Here is a 23,599-nt window from a genome sequence, read left to right on the forward strand (position 1 = left end):
ATAATAAAATATCCGAACTATGAAAGATCTGCTCCTGCGATTACTCGTCGCACAATACACTGCTCCTGCGATTACTCGTCGCACAATACACTGCTCCTGCGATTACTCGTCGCACAATACACTGCTCCTGCGATTACTCGTCGCACAATACACTGCTCCTGCGATTACTCGTCGCACAATACATTGCTCCTGCGATTACTCGTCGCACAATACATTGCTCCTGCGATTACTCGTCGCACAATACATTGCTCCTGCGATTACTCGTCGCAAATTTAGAACAATTAGCAAATCTTATCAACTATAGTCCGGGTATTTTTATCTTGCTTTTACTTATGTCACACCATCAAATTTTTTATTAACAATTTTTATCCATTAAATCAACGATTTTGTTTTTTACATTTCCTGTAGCGTTTTTTACGTTATCGCCATAAGCTGCAACTTTATCACGCTTATCACTAACTTTTTTTGCTACGTTCATGAAAGATTCAATATCTTTATCGTCTAAATTATCAACAAAGTTTAGCAAGGTTTCATTTCCTTTAAATTTATCTTCTACAAAATGTTCAGCTTTCTTACGGTTTGTAACATGGCGAACCTTAGTAATCACTTTGTCTGAAATAAATACTGTTGAAGCGATCCCAGCCGCAGCTGCTACACTCAAGCCTAATGTTACTTTAGTTGTTAATTTCATATTCGTCATCTCCCTTTATTCCTAGTTCTATATTCTATGATAACATGACAAAACAAATAAAAACACTATTATGGCAAATTTTTCTAGCGTCTACGGTTACCACCAAATAACAAAAACAGTCGTAGTAATTGTAATAGCACACTAACTGCAGCTGCAACATAGGTTAAAGCAGCAGCTGTCAATACTTTACGAGCCTGTGGAACTTCTTCTTCAGTTAATAAACCGCCGTCTGATAAAATTTGCAGTGCTCGTCTTGACGCATTAAATTCTACCGGCAAGGTCACTAATTGAAAAATAAAGGCTAGGGAAAAAGCTAATAAACCAATATTAATAATAAATTGTCCACTTGAACCACTGATTAAAATCCCGACAATCAATAAGGGAATAGATAAGTTCGTACCAAAATTAGCAATCGGTACAATAGCGGTACGTAAACGCAAAGGAAAATAACTTTGATCATCTTGCACTGCGTGACCACACTCATGGGCAGCTACACCAATTGCTGCCACAGAAGTAGATTGAGCGGTGGCTTGCGATAAACTCAACGTTTTATTGCCAGAATTGTAGTTATCAGTCAAATTTCCTGAAATTTGCTGTACACCCACATCATCAATGTTCTGGTCACGCAAAATGTATCGTGCAGCATCCGTTCCGGTGATATGTTGCGAACTTTTTACTGCATCATAACGTTCAAAAGTTCGATTTACATATGATGAAGCTATCATCGAAATGATCATACCGATAATAACTAGAATAAAAGTTGGGTCGAAAAAAAATCCCATCGGAAACATTACTTATTCTCTCCTCATTTTTTCATTTATTTTTATTATACAATGAGTAATTGAATTTTTTATGAAGAAATAACCGTTATTTTTATTAAACTATCAGGTCCTCGTCCCAAACGTACCCTTTAGTTACGATATTGGTATCACCAATTAAATAAAAATGTTCGTTCTTTTCTTCTACTTCAAGAAGACCACCTAAAACATGGAGTTCAACTGAATCTTTTTGAATAAACTGCTTTTTTTTCAATACATAAGCAGTAGAAACCGCCCCAGTACCACAAGCTAAAGTAAAGTCTTCTACCCCACGCTCAAAAGTACGTAAAATGACGCCACCCTCCGTATCAATCGCATAAAAATTCACATTCGCTCCTCTATCTAGTGCGCCCCAATAGCGCATTTTTTTTGCTAGAGGTTTAATTTCTTCTAAGGAGGTTTCTTTTAAATTAGGGTAGTTAACTACTAAATGAGGTACACCTGGATTTCCTAATTCAACATAGTCTAATAAAAAGTCGGTATTAGGAAAACTCAAATCAAACTTCTCAATAGATGGTTCATTAATTTGTACTTTATATTGGCGTTGGCTTAAGCGCCAGCAATAGACATTACCCGCTTTCGTCTCAATCGTCATCTGTTCACCAGCAACACCGGTTTCATAAGCATAGCGAGCAATACAACGAACGCCATTGCCGCACATCTCCGCTTCTGTACCGTCTGCGTTATAAAAACGCATCCGGAAGTCCCCATCATTTTGTGGAAAGTCCAGCGCCATTAAGGCATCGCTGCCTACTGAAAAACGCTGACGACATACTTGTTTGGTCAAAGAAACCAGTTGCCCGCCTGATAAGCCTAGTTTCATATTATTAATGACAATAAAATCATTCGCTGCTCCTTGCATTTTATAAAAAGGAATTTCCATAAATTCACCTCATTTCAAAGAATCGGGTATACGTTCATTTTGAATAATTTGCGCATAAGTTTGTCTTTTTACAATAATGTCTGCTTGGCCTTTGTTTACTAACACGACAGCTGGAATCGCCAGCTTATTGTAATTGTTGGCCATGGCGTATCCATAAGCGCCCGTTGTAAAAGTAGTAAAAATATCGCCTGAAGCGATAAGCGGTACTTGTAGGTCTTTCATTAAGATATCAGTGCTCTCACAAGCTTTACCGGAAATCGTAACGGTTTCTTCTAGCGGTTGATCGGCTTTATTAGCTACCATTCCCGTATAAATTGCTTGATATAGTCCTGGGCGAACATTATCCGTCATCCCACCATCAATCGCAGCGTATTTGCGGATGTGCGGTAAAGTTTTGATACTGCCAATTGTATGAAGAGTGATCCCTGCTTCTGCTACAATGCTACGCCCAGGCTCAATAGCAATTGCAGGACGTTTTAACCCATTTTTTTCGCAAAAATCTTCAGTTAACGCCATCAACGGATCTAAAAAGTAAGCATAAGACTGCCGCTGATCGTCTTGCGTATAGCGAACGCCAAAACCGCCACCATAATTAAGTTCTTTTATTTCATAATCAAATTTTTCTTTAATTCTAACAGCCAATTCTAAAGCAACTTTAGCAGCCTTTAAATGGGTGGTATTATCAAAAAGTTGACTGCCAATATGGAAATGAATGCCATAAAAATCCACTTCAGGCATTGTAATTGCTTGCTGTAATATAGGGAACAAGAACTCTTCGTCTAACGGTAAGCCGAATTTTGAATCCTTTTGTCCTGTAGAAATAAACTGATGTGTTGCGACATCCACTTCAGGTGTGATACGAAATAAGATATTTGCCTTCTTTTCTTTTTTACGACAAATTTCACCTATACGATCTAACTCTTGACTCCCATCAACGATAATCCGTCCAACACCATAGTCAATAGCTATGGCTAATTCTTCATCTGATTTATTGTTCCCATTAAACTCAATATGCTCAGCGGGAAATTGGGCCTGGATAGCTGTATATAATTCGCCCCCGCTAACGACATCAATACCCAGCCCTTCTTTTTCAATGATTTTTAACATCGCCAGGTTATTAAAGGCCTTTGATGCATAAGCGACATGAACGTTATCATATTTTTTAATAAAATCCTTTTGTAATGCACGACATTCATTTTCAATTGCTGTCTGTGAAATCACGTATAAGGGAGTACCATAATTTTCAGCTAACTCAACCGTGTCACAGCCATCCCAATATAAATGGTTATTTTTTATTTCTTTAATCATCTATCCACCTCTTCATTATTTAACGCTTCAATCAATTGTACATAACAATCAATAGCGGTCAATAAATTCTTTTCGTCAAACTGCATTTTACCGCTATGTAGCGGATAGATATATCCTTTATCCTCGTTACGAATCCCCACAAAAAAGAAAAGACCAGGAATTACCTGCTGATACATAGAAAAATCTTCAGCTAGCATGAAAGGCGGACATTCAACATAACGATCGCCAGCAACCTTTTCTAGAGCTTTAACCATAGCAGGATCATTATCGACTACTCGATACATGTGATTGAAATGAACTTCCGCCTGACAACCATAACCTTTAGCGACAAATTCAGCGATTTCTTGTACCCGTTGCGTCATTATATCGTAGGCTTCATCGCTAAAAGCACGCATGGTTCCCTCAATTTTTACCTGTCCGGCAATAATATTCATCGCTTGTCCACCAGTAATTTTACCAAAAGTCAACACACCCGTATCTAATGGGCTAATATTACGGGAAATAATACTATGCAACCCTTGAATAATCGCTGAAGCAGCTAATATTGCGTCATGACCTTGTTGCGGTTGAGCGCCATGTGCACTGGTGCCATTAACTTTAATCGTGATTTCCCCGTTACGAGCCATCATGGCATGTGGACGACAAGCAACAGTTCCTTCAGGAAATTCAGGAAAAAGATGGATACCGACAATTTGATCGATACCAAATTTTTCGATTAAGCCTTCGTCAATTAATAATTGGGCACCGCCTGGACCTTCTTCCGCTGGCTGAAAAGCCAAAACAATCGTACCTTTAATTACTTCAGGATGTTGGCTTAGATACTTAGCAAAGCCCAGCATCGTCGCAGCATGACCATCATGCCCACAGGCGTGCATTTTGCCTTGCGTTTTTGAAGCAAAAGCCGCCCCGGTTTCTTCGGTCACAGGTAACGCATCAATATCTGAACGAAAAGCCAGTGTTTTTCCCGGCTTTTCTCCATGAAAAACAGCGATCGTTGCGGTTTCAATCATGGTATAAATTTCTGTAATTCCAAATGACTGTAATTTTTCCCGAATAAATTTTGCAGTCTGTTTTTCTTCTAGTCCTAATTCGGGTATTTGATGAAGCTGACGTCGATACATCGTAACGTCAGTTAATAAATCTTGTACGTTTTTTGTTATCTGCATAAAAAACCACTTTCTGTTAAAAGTTGTTATCGTTTCACCGAAATCATTGAATTTTGTCCTCATTATAATATATAATTCAATTAATCAATAGTGAAAAAGTTCAAATAATTTAGAAACTTTACTTTTCATCCATTGAATTACTTGAAAGGAAGTGGCGTCATTGGCAGTATTTACAGGCTCCGGAGTTGCACTAGTCACGCCGATGAAAAAGGATGGTTCCGTTGATTATCAAAAATTAGACGAACTAGTCGAATGGCAAGTCAATGAAGGAATTAATGCAATTATCGCTTGTGGAACTACAGGCGAAGCATCTACATTAGATGATGAGGAACATATTTCAGTGATTGAGGCAGTTGTCAAAAAAGTCAATAACAGGATTCCCGTTATCGCTGGAACTGGTTCAAATAACACCCAACATGGAGTTCACTTAGCAAAAGAAGCAGAACGTGTGGGCGCCGATGCACTGCTAGTTGTGACTCCTTATTATAATAAAGCAACAAAGAAAAGTTTAGTTGCTCATTACAAAGCAATTTGTGACCAAATCGAATTGCCTGTTATCCTTTACTCGGTTGCTTCACGTACCGGGATGAACTTAACTTATGAAACAGTCAAGGAATTAAAACAAATTCCAAATATTGTAGGGATTAAAGAAGCTAGTGGAGATATTGCACAAATTGTTGAAATTGCGCAATTAGTTGATGAAAATTTTGCGCTGTATTCAGGAAATGACGATCAAGTTTTACCCCTACTAGCTGTAGGTGGGTCAGGTGTAATCTCGACTGTCTCCAATATTTTGCCTAAAGAAACAGCGAAGATGGTTAAAGATTTCTTAACTGGAAATATTACTCAAGCTAGATCTATCCAGTTAAAACAATTACCTTTAATTCACGCGGTTTTTGCAGAAGTCAATCCTGTGCCGATCAAAGCTGCGGTCTCTCTTTTAGGAAAGTGTGAACTATCCTATCGCTTGCCTTTAGCTGAACCTGAAGCAGAAACTTTAGCGAACTTAAAAACGCAAATGACAGCATACGGTCTTTTATAAGGAGGGATGATAGATGCTTCATATTATTTTAAACGGTTGTTTCGGCCGTATGGGACAAGAATTACAAAAAGAAATCAATAATAGCGAAGACTTAACCGTAGTCGCAGGTATTGATCGTGACCGGCAAGAAGCAGATTTTCCAATTTATCAAACATTAGCAGATGCTACCGAAACAGCAGACGTTGTCATCGATTTTTCGCATGATAGTAGCGTTGCAGCTTTAGTCGACCAATGTGTGCAAAAAAAATTACCCGTCGTTGTTGCAACTACGGGACTTTCGGAAAAGACTAAGCAAAAAATGCAAGAAGCAAGCCGGACAATTCCCATTTTTTATTCCGCCAACATGTCTTTAGGAATCAATGTATTAATTGAGGCATTGCAAAAAATAACGCCTGCCTTAGAAGAAGATTTCGATATCGAAATTGTAGAAAAACATCATAATCAAAAAAAAGATGCACCAAGTGGTACAGCATTATTGCTTGCTGACAGTATCAATGATGTTTGCCAAGAAAAAAAAGATTATGTATTTGGACGCTCCGGTAAAGAAAATACCAACCCTATCAACGAAATGGGAATTCATGCAGTACGCGGCGGCACTATTCCAGGAGAACATACCGTGATTTATGCAGGAAATGACGAAGTGATCGAATTAAAACACACAGCGTTATCACGCGGCATTTTTGCTAATGGTGCCTTAAAAGCGGGGAAATTTTTGAAAGACCAAAATCCAGGCATGTATTCTATGAGTGACTTATTAAAATAAAGAGGTGAAAAGATGACAGAATTACGTTTTACAGATGCTTATGAAATTGCAAATTATATTAAAGAGGCTGAAAAAGAAACACCGGTTAAAGCCTACATTAATGGTGATTTATCAAAAATGTCTACTAACAATGTAAAAACTTTCGGCAACCTGGTCATTGGTAATACAGATGAAATCCAACAATTTCTAAACGAAAATAAAGAATTAATCAACGATTATTATCTCGAAAATGATCGCCGCAATTCAGCCGTTCCTATGCTAGATTTGACTACTGTTGATGCTCGGATCGAGCCTGGTGCAATGATTCGTGACCAAGTAATCATCGAAAAAAATGCAGTAGTTATGATGGGCGCTATCATTAACATTGGCTCTGTTGTCGGTGAAGAAACGATGATTGATATGGGAGCTGTTCTAGGAGCACGAGCCACCGTAGGCAAACGAGCTCATATCGGCGCTGGCGCTGTGTTAGCAGGCGTCCTTGAGCCACCTTCTGCTGACCCTGTCATTATTGAAGACAACGTACTAATTGGGGCCAATTCTGTTATTTTAGAAGGTGTACGTGTAGGCAAAGATGCTATCGTAGCAGCGGGGTCAGTTGTAACTAAAGACGTCGAAGCGGGTAGTGTTGTAGGCGGTACTCCCGCAAAAGTCTTAAAAACAAGAGACGAGCAAACTTCCTCAAAAACTCAATTTTTAGATGAATTACGCAAATAATCGAGTAGGAGATGAATGATTATTTCATTCATCGTCCTCTCACACCACCGTACGTACGGTTCCGTATACGGCGGTTCAATAATTTAAGCTTATTTCTCAAGGATTTCATTGAAATCCTTGAGTTTCCATTGTTTGAATTTTTCTTTCGTAAAGATTCGGTGGAGTAGTTTAGACTCGGAAATACGCCAATACGATTTTCGACTATTTGCATAAGTCATGGCTTCTCTGTGAGAAGCCCCTCTTGCTTTCAGTTGTCGATATTTTGTTGACACTTTCTTCCATCTTTTCCAAATAAGGGCGCGCAATCTTCTACGTAAGTGGGTCATTTGTTTCGCTAAGAAAGCCTTTAGTTCCCCTTTCTTATAATAGTTAATCCAACCTTGCGTATATTGATTGATCGATGAGATAATTTCGTCTAGGCTTCCCGATCTTTTCCGATTGGTCAGTTTCTTTAACTGTCTCTTGAACTTTTGTTTGGCCGACGCTGTGGGCCGGCTCTTTACTTTCCCTTATCTTTCCTCAGACGGAATCCGAGGTATTCCAATTGATGCGCCTTTACAATTTGGCTCTTCTCTTGGTTTACCGTGAGTCGTAACTTTCCTTCCAGGAACTGGGTGACACTTTCTTGAACCCTTTGGGCGGCTCGTTCACTTTGTACTAGCACGATAAAATCGTCGGCGTAGCGGATAAAACGATGCCCTCTCTTTTCGAGTTCCTTATCTAGTTGGTCAAGATAGACGTTGGCTAAAAGTGGAGATAAGGGCTGCCCTGTTGGGCTCCTTGAGGTGTAGAACGGATAATTTCCCCGTCTAGTACGCCCGCATTGAGAAAATTCCAGATTAATTGAAGGATTTCTTTATCAGCGATATACCATTGCATACGATGCATTAGTTTCTGATGATTGATGGTGTCGAAATAACTTTTTAAGTCACAATCCACGACCACATTGTAGCCTTCTTCATAATATTTTCCTGCTTGATCGATTGCCTGTTGGCAATTCTTTCCAGGTCTAAATCCATAACTGTTTTTAGAAAAGGTCGGGTCGATCAAAGGGTAATGACTTGTAAAATCATCTGTTGTACCACGCGGTCTCGTACGACAGGAATACTCAACTTTCGTTTCTTGCCGTCTTTCTTATCAATCTCTACCCGTTTGGTGGGCTGAGGACGATAAGTCCCTTCTTTCAGTTTTTGAACAAAAGGTTGTCGGTATTTGTTTAGATGTTCCTTGATTTCAAATACGGTCATCTCATCGATGCCTGGTGCTCCTTTGTTCTTCTTTACTTTCTCGATGGCTCGATCAATATTCATCGAACTTACGAGTTCGTCCATTAATGGATAGCCACTTTGGTTCTTCATTTGATTGTCGTGCTCCCTTACGCGCTCCTCATTTCCTCTTTTGCTTCCAGCTTATCCCTCCATGAGTGAGCTACCTCTCGGTCTTTACCACGGTATTGGCTGCGGTCCTGGTGAGCACATCCACCTCCTTGTTTACTTCAAAGTTATTATTGTTCAGTCCTTCGTATCGTAAGATACTACTATGACCTCGGCTGACTTCTATCGATTCGTTGTTACTACGATTGATTGCATTCGCTCGATAGACCTCCTCGGGTAAGGCGCGATCACCTTCCACTCATCTCACTGCTTCATTTACTGGATAGGATTCGGGCAGTATCGGACTTTGCTTTGTTTTGCAAGCTCATCCGTCCCAATCCAGCCTTCTTATGAAGTTCCTGTTCGTCAGTGCGAGTGTTTGCCTCCAGCTTCCTTCAGATTCCACCTCGCGATGGACACCCTTGCTTTTGGCTAACAGTTCCTACTGCCAAGCCTGTAGTGGACTTTCACCACCAAGTTATCGCCCATGCCGAGCGCACAAAAAAACGGGAAAGCCTTCATTAGAAGCAGCTTTCCCGTTTTCTTATTACATATTTGTCGTTCTTTGTTTACGATGTAAATAAAGAACAATAAGTGCGCCCATAAAAAGCGAAAACAACGGTGCAGAGAAAAACGTCAACAAAGCTAAAAACCCAGCAGCAACTTTCGTCTTGACATCCATTTATCTAAATATCCTCCCCCGAGAATTTTTTAGGACCTCTCGCCCTTTTCACAATTTTATTATAACCAGATTTATAAGCCAGTATGGTTTTTATCCGGAATTCTTACGAAATTATAATTTTAGCAAGGCTTTCTTAAGCTAGCTTTAACATTCCAGCTAAATTTCTGGGAGTAAGGAAGAAATTGAGGATAATTTTATTGTTTATACTTTCCCTAATTTTATACGAAAAAAGAGAGCCTTGTTCTTAAATGATTATACTCTTTTATCCTACACAAAAAGCGATCGAAGAATGATTTTACTCATTACTTCGATCGCTCTTTTACCAATTAATATTAATTAGCGTTTATATTGTTTAACTTCCAAACCTGCTTCTTGCAAGTAATGGCTGAATGGTTGTAATTCTTCAGCTTCATAACGAGTTTTAAACTCATCAATTTCGTTTTTAGAGAAGAAGTATGGGTCTAATTTCAATTCTTCTACTGGAAGTGGACGTTCTTCTGTGATTTTAGCATCAATCAGAACAACACGACCTGCTTCTTCATCAGCTTTTGCTTTTGCAAAGACTTCAGGTAATTGTGAAATTTCAGTAACAGTATAGCCTACTGCACCTTGCGCTTTAGCAATTCCAGCAAAGTCTATGTCAGCAATATCAACGCCATAATAGTTATCATTCGTATCTTCTTGTTCATCACGAATAAAACCAAAACGTTCATTGGTAAATATTACGTGAATAGAAGCTAGCTTATATTTCACTGCTGTAACAACATCATGCATTGTCATAGCAAAACCGCCATCACCAGATAGGTTCCAAACTTGACGGTCAGGAAAGCCTAGTTTAGCTCCTAAAGCACCTGGCAAGCCATTTCCCATCGTAGCAAATACTTCAGAAGTCCGCCACAAGTTCTTCGGTGTCATGTGTAAGTGACGAATGGATGTTTGTGTGGTATTTCCCACATCAATCGAATAAGCAGCATCTTCTGTTGATATTTCATTAATTGCATTAAATACTTGATAAAGTTGTAGAGGACCAGATTTTTTATTTTCTAGCTTTTGCATATATGCTTTCCAGTTCGCAACATTATCAATATTCGCTTGATACCAACCATTATCTTCTTTTTCATCGATCTTATCTGTAATAGCTTTAATCGCAGCGCCGCCATCACCCAGGATTGCAACGTCAGCAAAATGACGTTTACCTAATTTTTGTGGATCAATGTCAATTTGGATAAATTTATCAACATGGTCAAATTTACCTGTAACTTCAGCAAATGGGAAGTTACTACCTGCAAAAAGAACAGCATCTGCTTCTTCAAATGCTTCATTTGCTGGTTTCCAACCCACCCGGTGAGCAGATCCCAAAAGAGCATCAAATTCATAATTGTAATCGTCAAAATTAATCCCAGTAATTGCAACTGGTGCTTTAATTTTACGACTTAGTGCTACTACATCTTCTGAGTGACCGCGAGTCCCTTTTCCGGCATAAATCACTGGACGTTTAGCATTAGATAGTACTTCAACTGCAGCATCAATATCTGCTTCGTTTAATCCCAACTTAGGATATTCGCGATAATCCGCAGCAGATGAATACCAGCTATCTGCATCTAGTTGTTCCCAACCAAAATCAACTGGAACTTCTACTGCAGCTACACCGTTTTTAGCAATCGCTGTACGAATACCTTCGTCAATAATCTTAGGTAATTGTTCTGGATAAGCAACCCGGCGATTATATACTGCTACATCAGCAAATAAAGGATTTTGGTTCATTTCTTGGAAAGCATCCATATTGGATTCTTTAAGCGTACGTTGACCCAAGATAGCCAATACAGGAACGTGGTCAAATTTTGCATCATACAATCCATTGTATAAATGCGTTGCACCAGGTCCCGCAGAACCAAGACAAACACCTATCTTGTTAGTAAATTTAGCATACATTGCTGCTGCTTGTGCACCTGTTTCTTCATGACGAACTTGAATAAAATCAATGTTATCTTGTTCTTTTTCAAATGCATCCATCAAAGAATTTAGTGAGCCCGCAGGAATACCGAAGACGTTTTTGACATCCCAGTCTTCTAATACTTTAAGTCCTGCTACCCAACCATCTATTTTTTGATCAGTCATAATAATTGTTAATCTCCTTTCGGTTATCATAATTCCGCCCTCTATGGTAATATGTATGAAACAATATTGCAAAGGATATGAAATTATATCCTAAAAAAAAATTATTTAAATATGAAAAAAGCCTGATATTTTGCGTTTAATAACAAAATATCAGGAAACTACAGTTTAAAAAAAAGAGTTAAAATTATCTATTTTTTCTTTATTTTATTCATTTGTGTCATGCGCTCATAATTACCAGCGCGCTGTTTCATATCTTTTTTAGTTTGATCAAACATTTCACTAACAAAGGCAGGATCGTTCTTGTTTTTCTGTAACGCAGTAAAACGGTTTTGAGTCTTCAACAAATCAGGAATCTTATCAAAATCAGCTCTTTTATAATCCAGCCGTAGAGGATTCTTTCCTTTAGCTGCTTGGCGTGGGTCATAACGATATAATTGCCAATAACCAGATTCCACTGCATCTTTTGATTCTTTAATCGAGTTTTGCATGCCACCACGCAGCCCATGATTAATACACGGAGTATAACCAATAATTAATGAGGGGCCTTGGTATTTTTCTGCTTCAGTGATCGCCTTGATCGTTTGCGTTGGATTGGCTTCGATTGAGACCTGTGCTACATAAACATTTCCATAAGTAGCAGCCATCATACCTAGATCTTTTTTGGCTGTCTTTTTCCCACCAGCTGCAAATTTTGCAGTAGCAGAAGTTGGCGTCGCCTTAGACATTTGTCCTCCTGTGTTGGCGTATAATTCATTATCCATAACTAAGATATTTATATCTTCACCGCTAGCTAAGACGTGGTCTATACCGGCAAATCCAATATCATAAGCCCAACCATCCCCACCGATCAACCATTGGCTTGGTTTAGCAAACATTGCTTGATCTTTTAATAAAGACTGCAATGGCTTTTGGCCTTCTGCTTCTAAAGCTGAAGTCAGTTTAGCTGCTCGTTGCTGCGAGCCTTCCCCTTCATCTTTATGATCAATCCAGTCTTTAAGCAAGTTTTGTGTCTCATCAGAACCTATTTGTTCAGCTAGTATACGTTGTGCTTTACGAACAACGCGCTTCCGTTTTACTTGATTGGCAATGTACATACCAAAACCATATTCTGCATTATCTTCAAATAATGAATTACTCCAGGCTGGGCCTTGACCTTTGTCGTTGGTAGTATAAGGTGTCACAGGTGCAGAAGCACCCCAAATCGAAGAACAACCTGTAGTATTAGCGATCATCATCCGATCTCCGTACAGCTGAGTCAATAATTTAACATACGACGTTTCACCACAACCAGCACAAGCCCCTGAAAATTCGATTAAAGGTTTTTCAAATTGCGAACCGCGTACTGAGTTCTTTTTCATCGGATTTTCTTTGTGCTTTAAAGTCATCGCAAATGCCCAGTTAACTGCTTGTTCTTTTTGCTCATCATAATTTTTCATCACTAATGCTCCTGCTGGACAAGCTTGGGCACACAAACCACAACCTGTACAGTCTTCTACGGAAACTTGGATCCGATACTTGTAACCATCTTTCCCTTTAAAATCACGTACAATAAAGCCTTCTGGTGCTTCTTCCATCTCGTCTTCATTAACCAAGAAAGGCCGAATCGCTGCATGCGGACAAACAAAGGCACATTCATTACACATGGTACATATTTCTGGCATCCATTCAGGAACTTCTAAGGCAATTCCTCTTTTTTCATAAGCCGTTGTTCCCATCGGCATACGACCATCATACATACCATTATCAATTAAATTACCCACTGTTAAGTTGTCGCCTTCTTTTCTAGCAATGGGGTCCACAATATTACGTACAAAGTCAGGCCGCACTTTTTCGTTGGAGGATCGCGCTGGCACAGCTTCTAACTCAGCCCATTCTTTTGGCACAATAACCTCATGTAAGTTTTCAAAAGTTTGATCAATTGCTTGCCAATTTTTCTCAACGATTTCTTGTGATTTTTTTCCATAAGTTTTATCGATCTCAGCTTTTAACAGCGGCAAAAATTCGTCTTGTTCCATAAGATTTGTCACTTCAAAGAATGCAGTTGACATGATTGTGTTGATCCGACGGCCTAAGCCAGCCTTTTTGGCAATATCCATAGCATTGATAATATAAAACTTATTATGATGCTGTGCTAAATAACGTTTTAAGTTGGTAGGCAAATGCTTATGCACTTGTTCTTCATTCCAAACTGTATTTAATAAGAAAGTGCCTCCATCACGTAATCCTTTTACTAAGTCCAGTTTGTAAATATAGGTAGCATTATGACAACCAACAAAATTGGGTTGTTCTACTAAATAAGTAGAATCAATTTTTTTATCGCCAAAACGTAAGTGAGAAACCGTCAGTCCACCAGATTTTTTAGAGTCATAATCAAAATAAGCCTGTGCATATTTATCGGTATGATCGCCAATAATTTTAACCGCTTGTTTATTCGCTCCAACTGTCCCATCTGAACCAAATCCCCAAAAACGCGCCTGAAAGGTTGACGTTGGCGTCAGATCTAATAAGTCAGTTTTAGGTAATGATAAATGAGTCACCTCATCAACAATTCCTATCGTAAAGCGGAATTTCAGCTCATTCGTTGGCAACTGCATGTGATCATAAACGCCCACGATTTGATCAGGTGTAACATCTTTTGAGCCAATGCCATAACGGCCACCGATAACAATTGGACGGTTAGGATGACAATAAAGCGCACTTTGCACGTCTAATAATAACGGCTCCCCATCTGAACCAGGTTCTTTGGTACGGTCTAATACAGCTACAGCTTCAACCGTATTAGGTAATTTTTCTAATAGATTTTCCGTGGGAAAAGGACGGTACAAATGGATATTAAGGTGGCCAACTTTACGACCCCGTGTGTTTAAATAATCGACGGTTTGTCTGATAGTTGATTCAACTGAGCCCATTGAGATGATTACTTCAGTAGCATCCGGCGCTCCATAATAAGTAGTTAAATCATAGTCTGTACCCCGCCGTTGATTAATTTTTTGCATATATTTTTGCACGATTGCTGGCATACGATTATAATATTGGTTCACCATTTCACGTGATTGAAAGTAAATATCAGGATTTTGAGCTGAACCTGAAACAGATGGCGCATTAGGATTCATCGCACGCTCACGAAAGGCTTGCACTTGGTTCCAATTTACCATTTCTTTCAAATCCTCATAATCAATAACTTCAATCTTTTGTAATTCATGAGAAGTGCGAAAACCATCAAAAAAATTAGTGAAAGGCAAACTCCCTTCAATACTTGCTAAATGGGCAATAGTCGACAAATCCATAACCTGCTGGACACTAGATTCAGCTAACATACAAAAGCCTGTTTGACGAGTTGCCATCACATCGCTATGATCGCCGAAAATACTCAGCGCGTTGGTTGCAACAGCACGAGCTGCCACATGGAAAACGCTGGGTAAAAGTTCTCCTGCGATTTTAAACATGTTGGGCATCATTAGTAACAGACCTTGAGATGCAGTATATGTTGAAGTCAACGCACCTGTTTTCAACGAACCATGCACAGTTCCTGCAGCGCCCGCTTCTGACTGCATTTCAACCACCTCAACTGCTTCGCCAAAAATATTTTCTTTTCCTTGATCAGCCCATTCGTCTACCACCTCAGCCATTGTGGAACTAGGCGTTATCGGGTAAATTGCTGCCACTTCGGTGAAGGCATAGGAAATATAGGCAGCTGCTGTATTCCCATCCATTGTTTTCATTTTCTTCATTGTAAGCATCCTTGTCTAATCCGTACATTGAACATGTATCTATTTCGCTGCTTTTTAATCATTTGACAAAACATATAAAAACTAGCGCAAAATGGCTTCTTTCATATGGAAAGGTCGCTATCTCACTTTCAAACGTCCTTATTTTTTAGCTAAAATTTTTTATTGAGCCTTTACTAGTGCCTCAACGAATTCCTTTAAACGAACTTTATCCTCATCCTCAGCGTCATTTTCGATCTTCACAACTTCATGACCTTGTGTGGCACCTGCCTCACTAAACACATGGTCAAAATCATCTGCTGCATCACAGAAAAAATCGGGATACAAGTCACTATCCCCACTCCCTACAACTCCGTAAATTTTGCCGGAAAGGTCTTGATCAGGCAAATCATCATAAAAATCTTCTAAATCAAATGGTAGTTCACCTTCATCATAAGTATAAGTAGCTATAACACAGATATCTGCATCTTCAAAAAAGGCTTCATCTGCGTCGTCTGCTTCTACTCGTTCAACTTCTATATCTAAGCCGGAAAATTGATCCTCCAAAATTTCTGAAATTTCTTCTGTATTTCCGGTCATACTAGCATATATAATTTTTGCCAATGTCATTTTGCGACATCCTTTCACCTATAAGATTATTTACCATATTAAATCGATAATCAATTAAGTTAACTATATCACAAAAACAACGAATTTCAATATCCGTTGAGCTTGTATAAACGTTTTTCCAACCTGAGTTTTTGTGAAAAAAAGACATAAATGCGTCTGCTTTTCTGTAAAACGCTTATGAAAACGCCACATTTATCAAAATTAATAGAAACAAACTTTTCCAGAACTTCAATTTCATTTGAGAAAAATTGAGCATAGTTTAATAATCAATTTAAGAAAATCGTTTTATCTACGTATGACTTAAATTCAGCTTTAGTCCTTAATTAAAACAAGCTTATCTTTTTGGATTGTATTCAGAGTATATTTTCTAATACTTATCTACTGTTTAACTGCTTAGTTGTTTATATTCAATTATCAAATAAGACTATTTAAAATTTTCTTATCAATATTTCAGCTAAATTTATTTCAATCCTCATGAATATTTGTTAAACAAAAACTTACATGGTACTATTACATGACCTAAAATAAAATGATTATGGGAGTTTATTATGTTATCAGAACAAAACAGCGCTTTTTTAAAACAAGTTGCAAAAACAGTAACTGCACAATTTGGTGAAGACTGCGAAGCTGTGATATATGAATTCACTGAAAATAAAACCGATCCTTCAATCATGTTCATTGAAAACGGGCATGTAACCAACCAACAGATCGGGGATAGCCCCTCACAATTTATATTAGACATACTGAAAAAAGATCCTAAAGAGATCAAGGAGCGCTACAATTATTTAACACGCACACAAGATGGTCGGGTATTAAAAACAAATACAATGTTTTACCAAGGAGTCAATGGAAAAATTGATGCCGTTTTTTCTATAAATTTTGATGCCACCACTTTATTTGCTGCTGAAAATACTTTGCATAAATTGACAGCTACTGATGAAGAGCCAAAAAAAGAAGAGAAATCAGATTTTATCCCACAAGATGTCAATGATTTATTAGAAGAGTTGATCAAAGAATCCGTCAAACTAATTGGCAAACCAGTCGCCTTAATGACTAAAGAAGAGAAAATAAAAAGTATTCAATTTTTAAATAATAAAGGGGCTTTTTTAATTACAAAATCTGGCGACAAAGTAGCGAAGTATTTCAATATCTCCAAATATACCTTATATAATTATATTGGTTAAGCTAAGCTGATAATCTTGAATGTGACATCTTAGGTTCTAAAATTAATCTAGCTCTAAGGCGCCCTCCTGCTCAATTTTACTTTACCTATATTATCTATAAAACCAAGACCATTGTTAAAATACTTCTCCTGTCTATTTAAAATTTGCTATAATGAAACCGAAAACAACACGTAAGGAGTCTTTAATTATGGACACGGTTTATCATCGTATTCAAAATCACTATGATGACCTTTCGAGTACAGAACAGCTGGTTGTCGATTATATCTTAAATAATGGTGATTTTTTAAATTTAAAAATGAAAGTAATTCAAGAAAGTCTGCACGTTTCGGCACCTACGATCGTTCGTGCTATAAAAAAACTCTCTTATCGTTCTTTTACTGATTTCAAGTATGCTCTTGCTAATTCCGAAAAGCAGGAAAACGAACTAAATCCAGAAGAAAGTTATGAAGCTTTGATTGATAGTATCTCCTCTGATTTTTCACGAACAATCGATATGATGGATAAAGAAAAGCTTTATGCGATCGCTACTGTTATATTGCAAAGCCACCGTATTTTTTGTGTTGGAATAGGGTCAAGTGTTAGTGTCGTTAATTCATTAAACCGTAAGCTTAAACAATTCGGATTGTGGTCAAATGACTACACTGAAGCAGCGCCCTTTCGTGATATTGCAGACATTGCAAGTAAAGGTGATTGTTTACTCATTTTTTCACTGAGTGGTAAAGAAGAACAGATTTTAGAAAGCGTAGCCAAAAATAAAGCAAAGGGTGTGACTATTATTTCTGTCACTGGATTTTCTAATAACCCTTTAGCTGGACTTTCAGATATCTCACTATTAACTTATCAAACACCACAAAAACGAACTAAATTACGTTCTCGTTTAATGTTATCCGTTGCCGCTGAAATTATTTTTGAGACCATTTTATTGCAAAAAAACGAAGAAAAATAAACGAGTCATCCCATCCAAAGTTAACCATAAAACTCAACTTTGGATGGGACTATTTTTAACTAATATAAAGCCCAACTTCATGAAAATTATCAATAATAATGTCCGCCTGATCTTGCACTTCTTGGGAGGCATGACTGAGACAAAAACTTTGATCTGAAGCTTGAAACATACTAATATCGTTTTCAGAATCACCTACTGTGATGATTTTTGCTTCTTCTTTACGCAAAATATCGACCGCTTTACCTTTTGTAACGTTTGGTGGGGTGATTTCAATTCGAGTAGAATTACTTTTGCACATCGAAAGTTGGGGAAACTCTTTTTGAATTTGTTCTAACACACTATCACAACGATTTTCTTCAGGTCGAATATTGATTTTATAAATTTTTTTGGGCATGATTGTTGCAAACGGATCTTTAGGATTTACCAATTTTACATTCCAAATACGGCCCTTTTCCTCTGATTGATAAGTACCAATTCGGCTTGTACCATCTAATGCGTCATAGACTAAGTTATTTGTTTCAATATATCTTAATAACTGCTCTAAAACATCAGTTTCAATAAACTTTTCTTGGATTATTTTTCCTTCTATTGTAACCAATCCACCATTAAACCCAACTTTTACATCTACTGGCAACTGAATTTGTTCTTCAATATAATCAATTTCTTTTACCGATCTGCCGGTAGCAATACCTACTTGCAAATTTTGTTTAATACTGGCAAAAAAATCCTTATCTTCTTTTGCTACTCGTTTTGAGTCCTTTACCAAAGTTCCGTCTAAATCGGTAAGCAATAACCTTTTTTCCATACTTATTCCGCCAATCCTAAAATATCTTGTATTTCAACTTTTAATTGGTTAGCTTTGCCGCCATAGATCGATTGCATTTGCATGCCTGACGTGGCAAACCCCATTGCCTCTAAGTTGTTTTTAATTCGCACTGAATCAACAACCGAATCATCTTTCACATTAATCCGCAAACGTGTAATACAAGCGTCTACCGCAGTAATATTTTCGGCACCACCATGAGCGTCGATCAGTTGCAGAGCTTGCTCATGTAACGGCAACTTCCCTTCTGAAGTTTGAGCAGCCTCTTTCTCTTTATCTTTTAAGGTTTTTACACCCATTTTTTCTCGTGTTTCCTCTTTTCCATGAAGTGCAATCGTCGATGGATCAGCTTCTCTTCCGGGTGTTTTAAAATTGAATTTTTTAATTGCAAATGTAAACACCAAATAATATACAACAAAACAAATGACACCAATAATTGGTAATAACCACCATTTTGTACGCGCTCCTTGGAAAACACCGTAAATTAAGAAATTAATAAGCCCATGTCCAGTCGGAGTTAAAAAGGCCCCACCAGCTAAAGTCGTTGCCAACATCGTCAAGCCTGCTAATACAGCATGAATTCCATAGAGAGCTGGAGCTACAAAAAGAAAAGTAAATTCAATTGGTTCAGTAATGCCTGTGAAAAAAGAAGTTAGTGCTGCAGCTAACAACAAGGAACCGACTGTTTTACGATTTGCCGGACGAGCCGTTTTGTACATAGCCAGCGCTGCACCTGGTAGTCCAAACATGTTAAACACAAATTTTCCTGCAGAGAACCGTGTAATCATTGGATTGATTGGGCCATCGCTTGACAAGGCAGCCATATAAGCATTAATCGTCCCAGAAAATTCTTGTCCATCAATCATGAATATCCCGCCTAATGGAGTCGTTCGGATAGGCCAGTTGACGCCATGTTGTAACCCAAAAGGTAACAATAATCGTTCAATTAAGCCATAAGCAAACGTCCCAGTATAGCCAGATTCTAATACCACTAAGGATAAAGCGTTGATTCCTTGTTGAATAATCGGCCAAATAAAGAAAAATAAAAGTGCAACCAGTGCCATTGTTGGTATAATCAGGATCGGCACCAATCTTGGACCACTGAAAAAGCCAAAGATCTGTGGGGCTTCAATACGAATAGCTTTTTTATGAACAAAATAAACAATTAAACCAGTAATAATTCCGCCAAACACATTTAAATCCATCGTTTGGATACCCAGTACTTCTGTTTGCATAGCTTGAGACATTAAATCGTCTGCATTTTCAGCACCCGTATCAACCAATCTACCGGAGATATCAAGTAAAAAATTTAAAGTATTATGCAAAACTAGAAAACCTAATAATCCAGATACAGCGGCTGAACCTTTTTCTTGCTTGGCCAAGCCTACAGCAACGCCGACTGCAAAAATCACTGGTAGATTATCAAAAGCTACGTTCCCTAATGTTTCTATAAACCCCATTACAATTTGCAAAATATTATTTTGCATCCAAGGGTACATTTCAATTGTACTTTCATTGGTAAACACTGAACCAATCCCTTTTAGGATACCAGCAGCTGGCAAAACTGAAACTGGTAACAAAAAGGAACGCCCAAATGTTTCAAAGATAAGTAAAAAACGATCTTTGTTACTCCCTTTATGTGCGTTATCCATTTGTAACATCCTCCTTTTCTTATGTTTATCATAACAAAAAAAGGAAAGATTGCGCTTTCTTATTGTACAAAATAAGGAATAAAGAAAAAAACTACTATTTTAGTAGTAAACTAGAAATGTGCGATTACGTTGTAGAAAACAATAAACGTTTACTGTTTAAAAGGATACTAGTTTGATAGACCTATCTTATAAAAAAGCCTTAGCAAGTGATTTATAACCACTGACTAAGGCTTAAAATAGCATTATCCAACAGAGCCTTCCATACTCATGTTGATCAATTGATTCATTTCGACCGCATATTCCATCGGTAATTCTTTCGTAATAGGATCCATAAATCCATTAATAATCATCGCAGTGGCGTCCTCTTCACTAATTCCACGAGACATCAAATAAAATAACTGGTCTTCAGAAATTTTTGATACGCTGGCTTCGTGTTCTAGCGCCACATCGTTATTTAAAATTTCATTATAAGGAATCGTGTCAGAAGTTGACTCATCATCCATTAAGATCGTATCACATTCGATATGGGATTTAGACCCTGCACTGTTGCGACCAAACGACACTTGCCCACGATAGTCTGTCTTCCCCCCGCCTTTTGCGACCGATTTTGAAATTAACGTGCTAGAAGTATGCGGAGCATTGTGATAGACTTTGCAACCGGCATCCAGATGTTGGCCATAATTAGCAAAGGCCATTGATAATACAGAAGCTTTAGAGTGCGGGCCCTTTAAGATACTACATGGATATTTCATGTTTACTTTACTACCTAGGTTACCATCAATCCATTCTAGTGTTCCATTTTCTTCTACCGTTCCTCTTTCAGTAACCAGATTATAAACATTGTCTGACCAGTTTTGGATCGTTGTATAACGGAAAAAAGCATCTTTTTTCACGACGATTTCAACACTTGCTGCATGAAGACTATTGGCTGAATAGTTGGGTGCTGTACATCCTTCAATGTATTGGATTGAGGCTCCTTCATCTACAATAATTAATGACCGTTCAAATTGGCCCGCATTTTCACCGTTGATCCGAAAATAAGTTTGAACGGGGATTTCACAGTGAACGCCTTTGGGAACATAGATAAACGTACCACCAGACCAAACGGCGCCGTTTAATGCTGTAAATTTATGTTCAGAGTTAGAAATAACGCTAGCAAAATATTTTTTTACCAAGTCAGGGTATTCGCGCAAAGCAGTATCAGTATCAGTAAAAATGATTCCTTGTTTAGCAAACTCATCCTTCATGTTGTGATAGACTACTTCTGATTCATATTGGGCTGCTGCACCTGCTAAATATTCGCGTTCTGCTTGTGGAATACCTAAACGTTCAAAAGTGTCCTTAATTTTATCTGGCACATCGTCCCAGCTATTCGTATTTTTTTCACTGGTCCGTTGATAGTAAACCACATCATCAAAATTAATTCCTGACAAATCAGGTCCCCATTCTGGAAGCGGGATCTTGTGAAATAATTCCAATGAGCGTAGACGGTAATCAAGCATCCATTGTGGTTCATCTTTTAGCCGAGACATTTCCCGAACGGTTTCTTCAGTTAATCCACTGCCACTAGAATAAACAGGTTTTACATCATCATGAAACCCATATTCGTATTCTCTGCTTTTTGTTTCTACTGCCATCTTCTGTATAACTCCTCTCTTTAGTAATACATGACTTCTGATTTACTAGAGATTGTTTTAAGTTTCACTAAAATCATTCTAATTATAACACAAATTCTACCTGTACAATCAAACAATGTCAAATTGGTCTATGCCTGTTATACCGCTGATTTCTCGTTTTAAAAACGACTATATTCGCCTTTTTTATCAAGAAGTGTTGGATGATTTTACAGATAAATGGTCGGTGCCCAATTGGGATTTTTTAACAAGCGCAAACGAATAATAGCCGGTATTTGGTTAAGTTCATTTGTTACTTCTCTAACTTTAGGCAAATCAGCTTCATCTAAATCAATTAACGTATAAACATAACCTTCATAACGTTCACTGGCTAAAATATCGATCTCAATATTATGGGCGGAAATTTTGTGAGAGATTTTCGAAAATATTTTGGGCTCGTCCATATAAAAAATAGTTAAGCGCGTAGGAGCAGTGAATGGAAGAAAAATATCCGGAAAATTCACCGATTGCCGTACTGTCCCATAAATTAGGAAATCGCGCATATTGTGCATCGCAGCCATCGCGCCGTCTTGTAGCGCTTTTCCGGTCGTACCGCCCATATGCGGCAATAACTTAATTTTAGGATTTTGTAAAAGCTCCGCACTAGGAAAATCCGATACATACCCTTTTATCTGTTCATTGGCTAATGCAGAAAGTAATGCGGCATTATTGACAATCTCACCACGTCCAAAGTTAAATAATATCGCCTCTTTACGCATGGATGAAAAGGCTTCGCTGTTAAATATCCCTCTTGTTTCATCAGTCAACGGTAATAAAATAACCACAAAATCCGGCCGCGGCAAAAGATCTTTCAAGTCATAGACCTGTTCGAAGTAATTCTGATTGCGCGGTTGCCGAGCGTAACCAATGACGTCCATACCCAAATTAAAGCAAGCTCGTGCTACTTGTTCACCAATAGCTCCTAACCCTAAGATTCCTATGGTCTTCCCTACTAATTCACTACCGATATAATTATTACGTATTTGTTCAGCTTGTTCTAATATATTCTCTCCTGTTAGAGTTTGCACAGCATCTGCGGCTTTTTCGATGGGACGAACACTGTTTAATAGGCTTGTAAGCACTACTTCTTTGACTGCATTCGCATTTACTCCTGGTGTGTTAAAAACCATGGTACCATTTTTCGTACAAGCTTTAACATTGATATTATTCACACCACTTCCAGCACGTCCAACAACCAAAAGATCCTCTGTAATGAATTGATCGGCAACTTGCGCACTCCGAACAAAAATTGCTGCAGGATGTGTGAATTCAGATGAAAATTCAAAACGTTCTACTCTGTTTAGACGCCGTTGTAATCTGTCTGAAAGTTCGCCTAGCGTTAAAATTTGGTACATACAGTATCCCTCCATTTCTTTTTTAAAACATTTTAATAAAATTTTACCCAAAAATGAGGTAAAATAATAGC

The 23,599-nt window shown here is 38.1% G+C and carries 19 protein-coding genes and 2 pseudogenes; 5 read left to right on the plus strand and 16 right to left on the minus strand.

Annotated elements, in window-relative coordinates; translation table 11 throughout:
- Positions 1-355 precede the first annotated feature (355 nt).
- From C7K43_RS06590 to C7K43_RS06610, 5 genes are all read right to left on the minus strand, one after another.
- A complete protein-coding gene (locus C7K43_RS06590) occupies positions 356-691 on the minus strand; it encodes a hypothetical protein (protein WP_124006140.1) in 336 nt (111 codons plus the stop codon).
- Positions 692-774: 83 nt separating this feature from the next.
- Positions 775-1,482 carry a zinc metallopeptidase gene (locus tag C7K43_RS06595; RefSeq protein ID WP_124006141.1) on the minus strand — a complete coding sequence of 236 codons (708 nt, stop codon included), beginning with the start codon at positions 1,480-1,482 and terminating at the stop codon, positions 775-777.
- Between the two features lie 85 nt (positions 1,483-1,567).
- Positions 1,568-2,392 carry a diaminopimelate epimerase gene (gene dapF / locus C7K43_RS06600; RefSeq protein ID WP_124006142.1) on the minus strand — a complete coding sequence of 275 codons (825 nt, stop codon included), beginning with the start codon at positions 2,390-2,392 and terminating at the stop codon, positions 1,568-1,570.
- Positions 2,393-2,401: 9 nt separating this feature from the next.
- On the minus strand, positions 2,402-3,700 hold the full coding sequence (lysA, locus tag C7K43_RS06605; RefSeq protein ID WP_124006143.1) for a diaminopimelate decarboxylase: 1,299 nt from the start codon (positions 3,698-3,700) through the stop codon (positions 2,402-2,404).
- Positions 3,697-4,866, minus strand: coding sequence for a M20 metallopeptidase family protein (locus C7K43_RS06610; RefSeq protein WP_124006144.1), 1,170 nt, complete (start codon positions 4,864-4,866; stop codon positions 3,697-3,699). Before C7K43_RS06610 ends, lysA begins: the two co-directional genes overlap by 4 nt.
- 160 nt (positions 4,867-5,026) lie before the next feature.
- Between C7K43_RS06610 and dapA the strand changes: the two genes are divergently transcribed.
- From dapA to dapD, 3 genes are read left to right on the plus strand one after another with little or no spacing between them, the layout of a single operon-like run.
- On the plus strand, positions 5,027-5,908 hold the full coding sequence (gene dapA / locus C7K43_RS06615) for a 4-hydroxy-tetrahydrodipicolinate synthase (protein WP_124006145.1): 882 nt from the start codon (positions 5,027-5,029) through the stop codon (positions 5,906-5,908).
- Positions 5,909-5,921: 13 nt separating this feature from the next.
- Entirely contained in the window at positions 5,922-6,671 is a 750-nt protein-coding gene (gene dapB, locus C7K43_RS06620; RefSeq protein WP_124006146.1) for a 4-hydroxy-tetrahydrodipicolinate reductase, read from the plus strand.
- 12 nt (positions 6,672-6,683) lie between these two features.
- The gene (gene dapD, locus C7K43_RS06625) at positions 6,684-7,385 is read left to right on the plus strand and encodes a 2,3,4,5-tetrahydropyridine-2,6-dicarboxylate N-acetyltransferase (protein WP_124006147.1); all 702 of its coding nucleotides are present in this window, start codon (positions 6,684-6,686) and stop codon (positions 7,383-7,385) included.
- Positions 7,386-7,474: 89 nt separating this feature from the next.
- On the opposite strand, the pseudogene C7K43_RS06630 reads toward dapD, so the two are convergent.
- The 7 genes and pseudogenes from C7K43_RS06630 to C7K43_RS06660 form a co-directional block, all read right to left on the minus strand.
- Positions 7,475-7,846 (minus strand): annotated as a pseudogene (locus C7K43_RS06630) (group II intron maturase-specific domain-containing protein); the annotation flags it as partial.
- A 38-nt stretch (positions 7,847-7,884) separates the two neighbouring features.
- Positions 7,885-8,435: pseudogene (locus tag C7K43_RS13755) on the minus strand (reverse transcriptase domain-containing protein).
- On the minus strand, positions 8,432-8,743 hold the full coding sequence (locus tag C7K43_RS13415) for a reverse transcriptase family protein (protein WP_226996633.1): 312 nt from the start codon (positions 8,741-8,743) through the stop codon (positions 8,432-8,434). Before C7K43_RS13415 ends, C7K43_RS13755 begins: the two are co-directional and overlap by 4 nt.
- A 562-nt stretch (positions 8,744-9,305) precedes the next feature.
- Complete coding sequence (locus tag C7K43_RS13600; protein WP_264371074.1) at positions 9,306-9,440, minus strand: hypothetical protein; 135 nt, start codon at positions 9,438-9,440, stop codon at positions 9,306-9,308.
- 336 nt (positions 9,441-9,776) lie between these two features.
- The gene (gene spxB, locus C7K43_RS06650; RefSeq protein ID WP_124006148.1) at positions 9,777-11,558 is read right to left on the minus strand and encodes a pyruvate oxidase; all 1,782 of its coding nucleotides are present in this window, start codon (positions 11,556-11,558) and stop codon (positions 9,777-9,779) included.
- A 188-nt stretch (positions 11,559-11,746) separates the two neighbouring features.
- Positions 11,747-15,289: a pyruvate:ferredoxin (flavodoxin) oxidoreductase gene (gene nifJ, locus C7K43_RS06655; RefSeq protein ID WP_124006149.1), complete on the minus strand. Its 3,543-nt coding sequence runs from the start codon at positions 15,287-15,289 to the stop codon at positions 11,747-11,749.
- A 159-nt stretch (positions 15,290-15,448) separates the two neighbouring features.
- Entirely contained in the window at positions 15,449-15,895 is a 447-nt protein-coding gene (locus C7K43_RS06660; RefSeq protein WP_124006150.1) for a flavodoxin, read from the minus strand.
- A 548-nt stretch (positions 15,896-16,443) separates the two neighbouring features.
- Here C7K43_RS06660 and C7K43_RS06665 point away from each other — a divergent pair.
- Both C7K43_RS06665 and C7K43_RS06670 read left to right on the plus strand, forming a co-directional pair.
- Positions 16,444-17,079: a helix-turn-helix transcriptional regulator gene (locus tag C7K43_RS06665; protein ID WP_124006151.1), complete on the plus strand. Its 636-nt coding sequence runs from the start codon at positions 16,444-16,446 to the stop codon at positions 17,077-17,079.
- 187 nt (positions 17,080-17,266) lie between these two features.
- Positions 17,267-18,025, plus strand: coding sequence for a MurR/RpiR family transcriptional regulator (locus C7K43_RS06670; protein WP_124006152.1), 759 nt, complete (start codon positions 17,267-17,269; stop codon positions 18,023-18,025).
- A 55-nt stretch (positions 18,026-18,080) separates the two neighbouring features.
- Here C7K43_RS06670 and C7K43_RS06675 read toward each other — a convergent pair whose 3' ends face one another.
- The 4 genes from C7K43_RS06675 to C7K43_RS06690 all read right to left on the minus strand — a co-directional run bounded on the left by C7K43_RS06675 (position 18,081) and on the right by C7K43_RS06690 (position 23,528).
- Positions 18,081-18,830: a Cof-type HAD-IIB family hydrolase gene (locus tag C7K43_RS06675; protein WP_124006153.1), complete on the minus strand. Its 750-nt coding sequence runs from the start codon at positions 18,828-18,830 to the stop codon at positions 18,081-18,083.
- A 2-nt stretch (positions 18,831-18,832) separates the two neighbouring features.
- Positions 18,833-20,500, minus strand: coding sequence for a PTS transporter subunit EIIC (locus C7K43_RS06680; protein ID WP_124006154.1), 1,668 nt, complete (start codon positions 20,498-20,500; stop codon positions 18,833-18,835).
- Positions 20,501-20,742: 242 nt separating this feature from the next.
- On the minus strand, positions 20,743-22,137 hold the full coding sequence (sufB, locus tag C7K43_RS06685) for a Fe-S cluster assembly protein SufB (RefSeq protein WP_124006155.1): 1,395 nt from the start codon (positions 22,135-22,137) through the stop codon (positions 20,743-20,745).
- A gap of 206 nt (positions 22,138-22,343) precedes the next feature.
- Entirely contained in the window at positions 22,344-23,528 is a 1,185-nt protein-coding gene (locus C7K43_RS06690; protein ID WP_157977736.1) for an NAD(P)-dependent oxidoreductase, read from the minus strand.
- Positions 23,529-23,599 lie beyond the last annotated feature (71 nt).

This window comes from Tetragenococcus koreensis (genome assembly GCF_003795145.1).
Lineage (GTDB): Bacteria > Bacillota > Bacilli > Lactobacillales > Enterococcaceae > Tetragenococcus > Tetragenococcus koreensis.

What these genes read in the sequence shown, in the direction of transcription:
- C7K43_RS06590 (WP_124006140.1), bottom strand. Translation starts at nt 691, where the DNA reads ATGAAATTAACAACTAAAGTAACATTAGGCTTGAGTGTAGCAGCTGCG.
- C7K43_RS06595 (WP_124006141.1), bottom strand. Translation starts at nt 1,482, where the DNA reads ATGTTTCCGATGGGATTTTTTTTCGACCCAACTTTTATTCTAGTTATT.
- dapF (WP_124006142.1), bottom strand. Translation starts at nt 2,392, where the DNA reads ATGGAAATTCCTTTTTATAAAATGCAAGGAGCAGCGAATGATTTTATT.
- lysA (WP_124006143.1), bottom strand. Translation starts at nt 3,700, where the DNA reads ATGATTAAAGAAATAAAAAATAACCATTTATATTGGGATGGCTGTGAC.
- C7K43_RS06610 (WP_124006144.1), bottom strand. Translation starts at nt 4,866, where the DNA reads ATGCAGATAACAAAAAACGTACAAGATTTATTAACTGACGTTACGATG.
- dapB (WP_124006146.1), top strand. Translation starts at nt 5,922, where the DNA reads ATGCTTCATATTATTTTAAACGGTTGTTTCGGCCGTATGGGACAAGAA.
- dapD (WP_124006147.1), top strand. Translation starts at nt 6,684, where the DNA reads ATGACAGAATTACGTTTTACAGATGCTTATGAAATTGCAAATTATATT.
- C7K43_RS13415 (WP_226996633.1), bottom strand. Translation starts at nt 8,743, where the DNA reads ATGAAGAACCAAAGTGGCTATCCATTAATGGACGAACTCGTAAGTTCG.
- C7K43_RS13600 (WP_264371074.1), bottom strand. Translation starts at nt 9,440, where the DNA reads ATGGATGTCAAGACGAAAGTTGCTGCTGGGTTTTTAGCTTTGTTGACG.
- spxB (WP_124006148.1), bottom strand. Translation starts at nt 11,558, where the DNA reads ATGACTGATCAAAAAATAGATGGTTGGGTAGCAGGACTTAAAGTATTA.
- nifJ (WP_124006149.1), bottom strand. Translation starts at nt 15,289, where the DNA reads ATGAAGAAAATGAAAACAATGGATGGGAATACAGCAGCTGCCTATATT.
- C7K43_RS06660 (WP_124006150.1), bottom strand. Translation starts at nt 15,895, where the DNA reads ATGACATTGGCAAAAATTATATATGCTAGTATGACCGGAAATACAGAA.
- C7K43_RS06665 (WP_124006151.1), top strand. Translation starts at nt 16,444, where the DNA reads ATGTTATCAGAACAAAACAGCGCTTTTTTAAAACAAGTTGCAAAAACA.
- C7K43_RS06670 (WP_124006152.1), top strand. Translation starts at nt 17,267, where the DNA reads ATGGACACGGTTTATCATCGTATTCAAAATCACTATGATGACCTTTCG.
- C7K43_RS06675 (WP_124006153.1), bottom strand. Translation starts at nt 18,830, where the DNA reads ATGGAAAAAAGGTTATTGCTTACCGATTTAGACGGAACTTTGGTAAAG.
- C7K43_RS06680 (WP_124006154.1), bottom strand. Translation starts at nt 20,500, where the DNA reads ATGGATAACGCACATAAAGGGAGTAACAAAGATCGTTTTTTACTTATC.
- sufB (WP_124006155.1), bottom strand. Translation starts at nt 22,137, where the DNA reads ATGGCAGTAGAAACAAAAAGCAGAGAATACGAATATGGGTTTCATGAT.
- C7K43_RS06690 (WP_157977736.1), bottom strand. Translation starts at nt 23,528, where the DNA reads ATGTACCAAATTTTAACGCTAGGCGAACTTTCAGACAGATTACAACGG.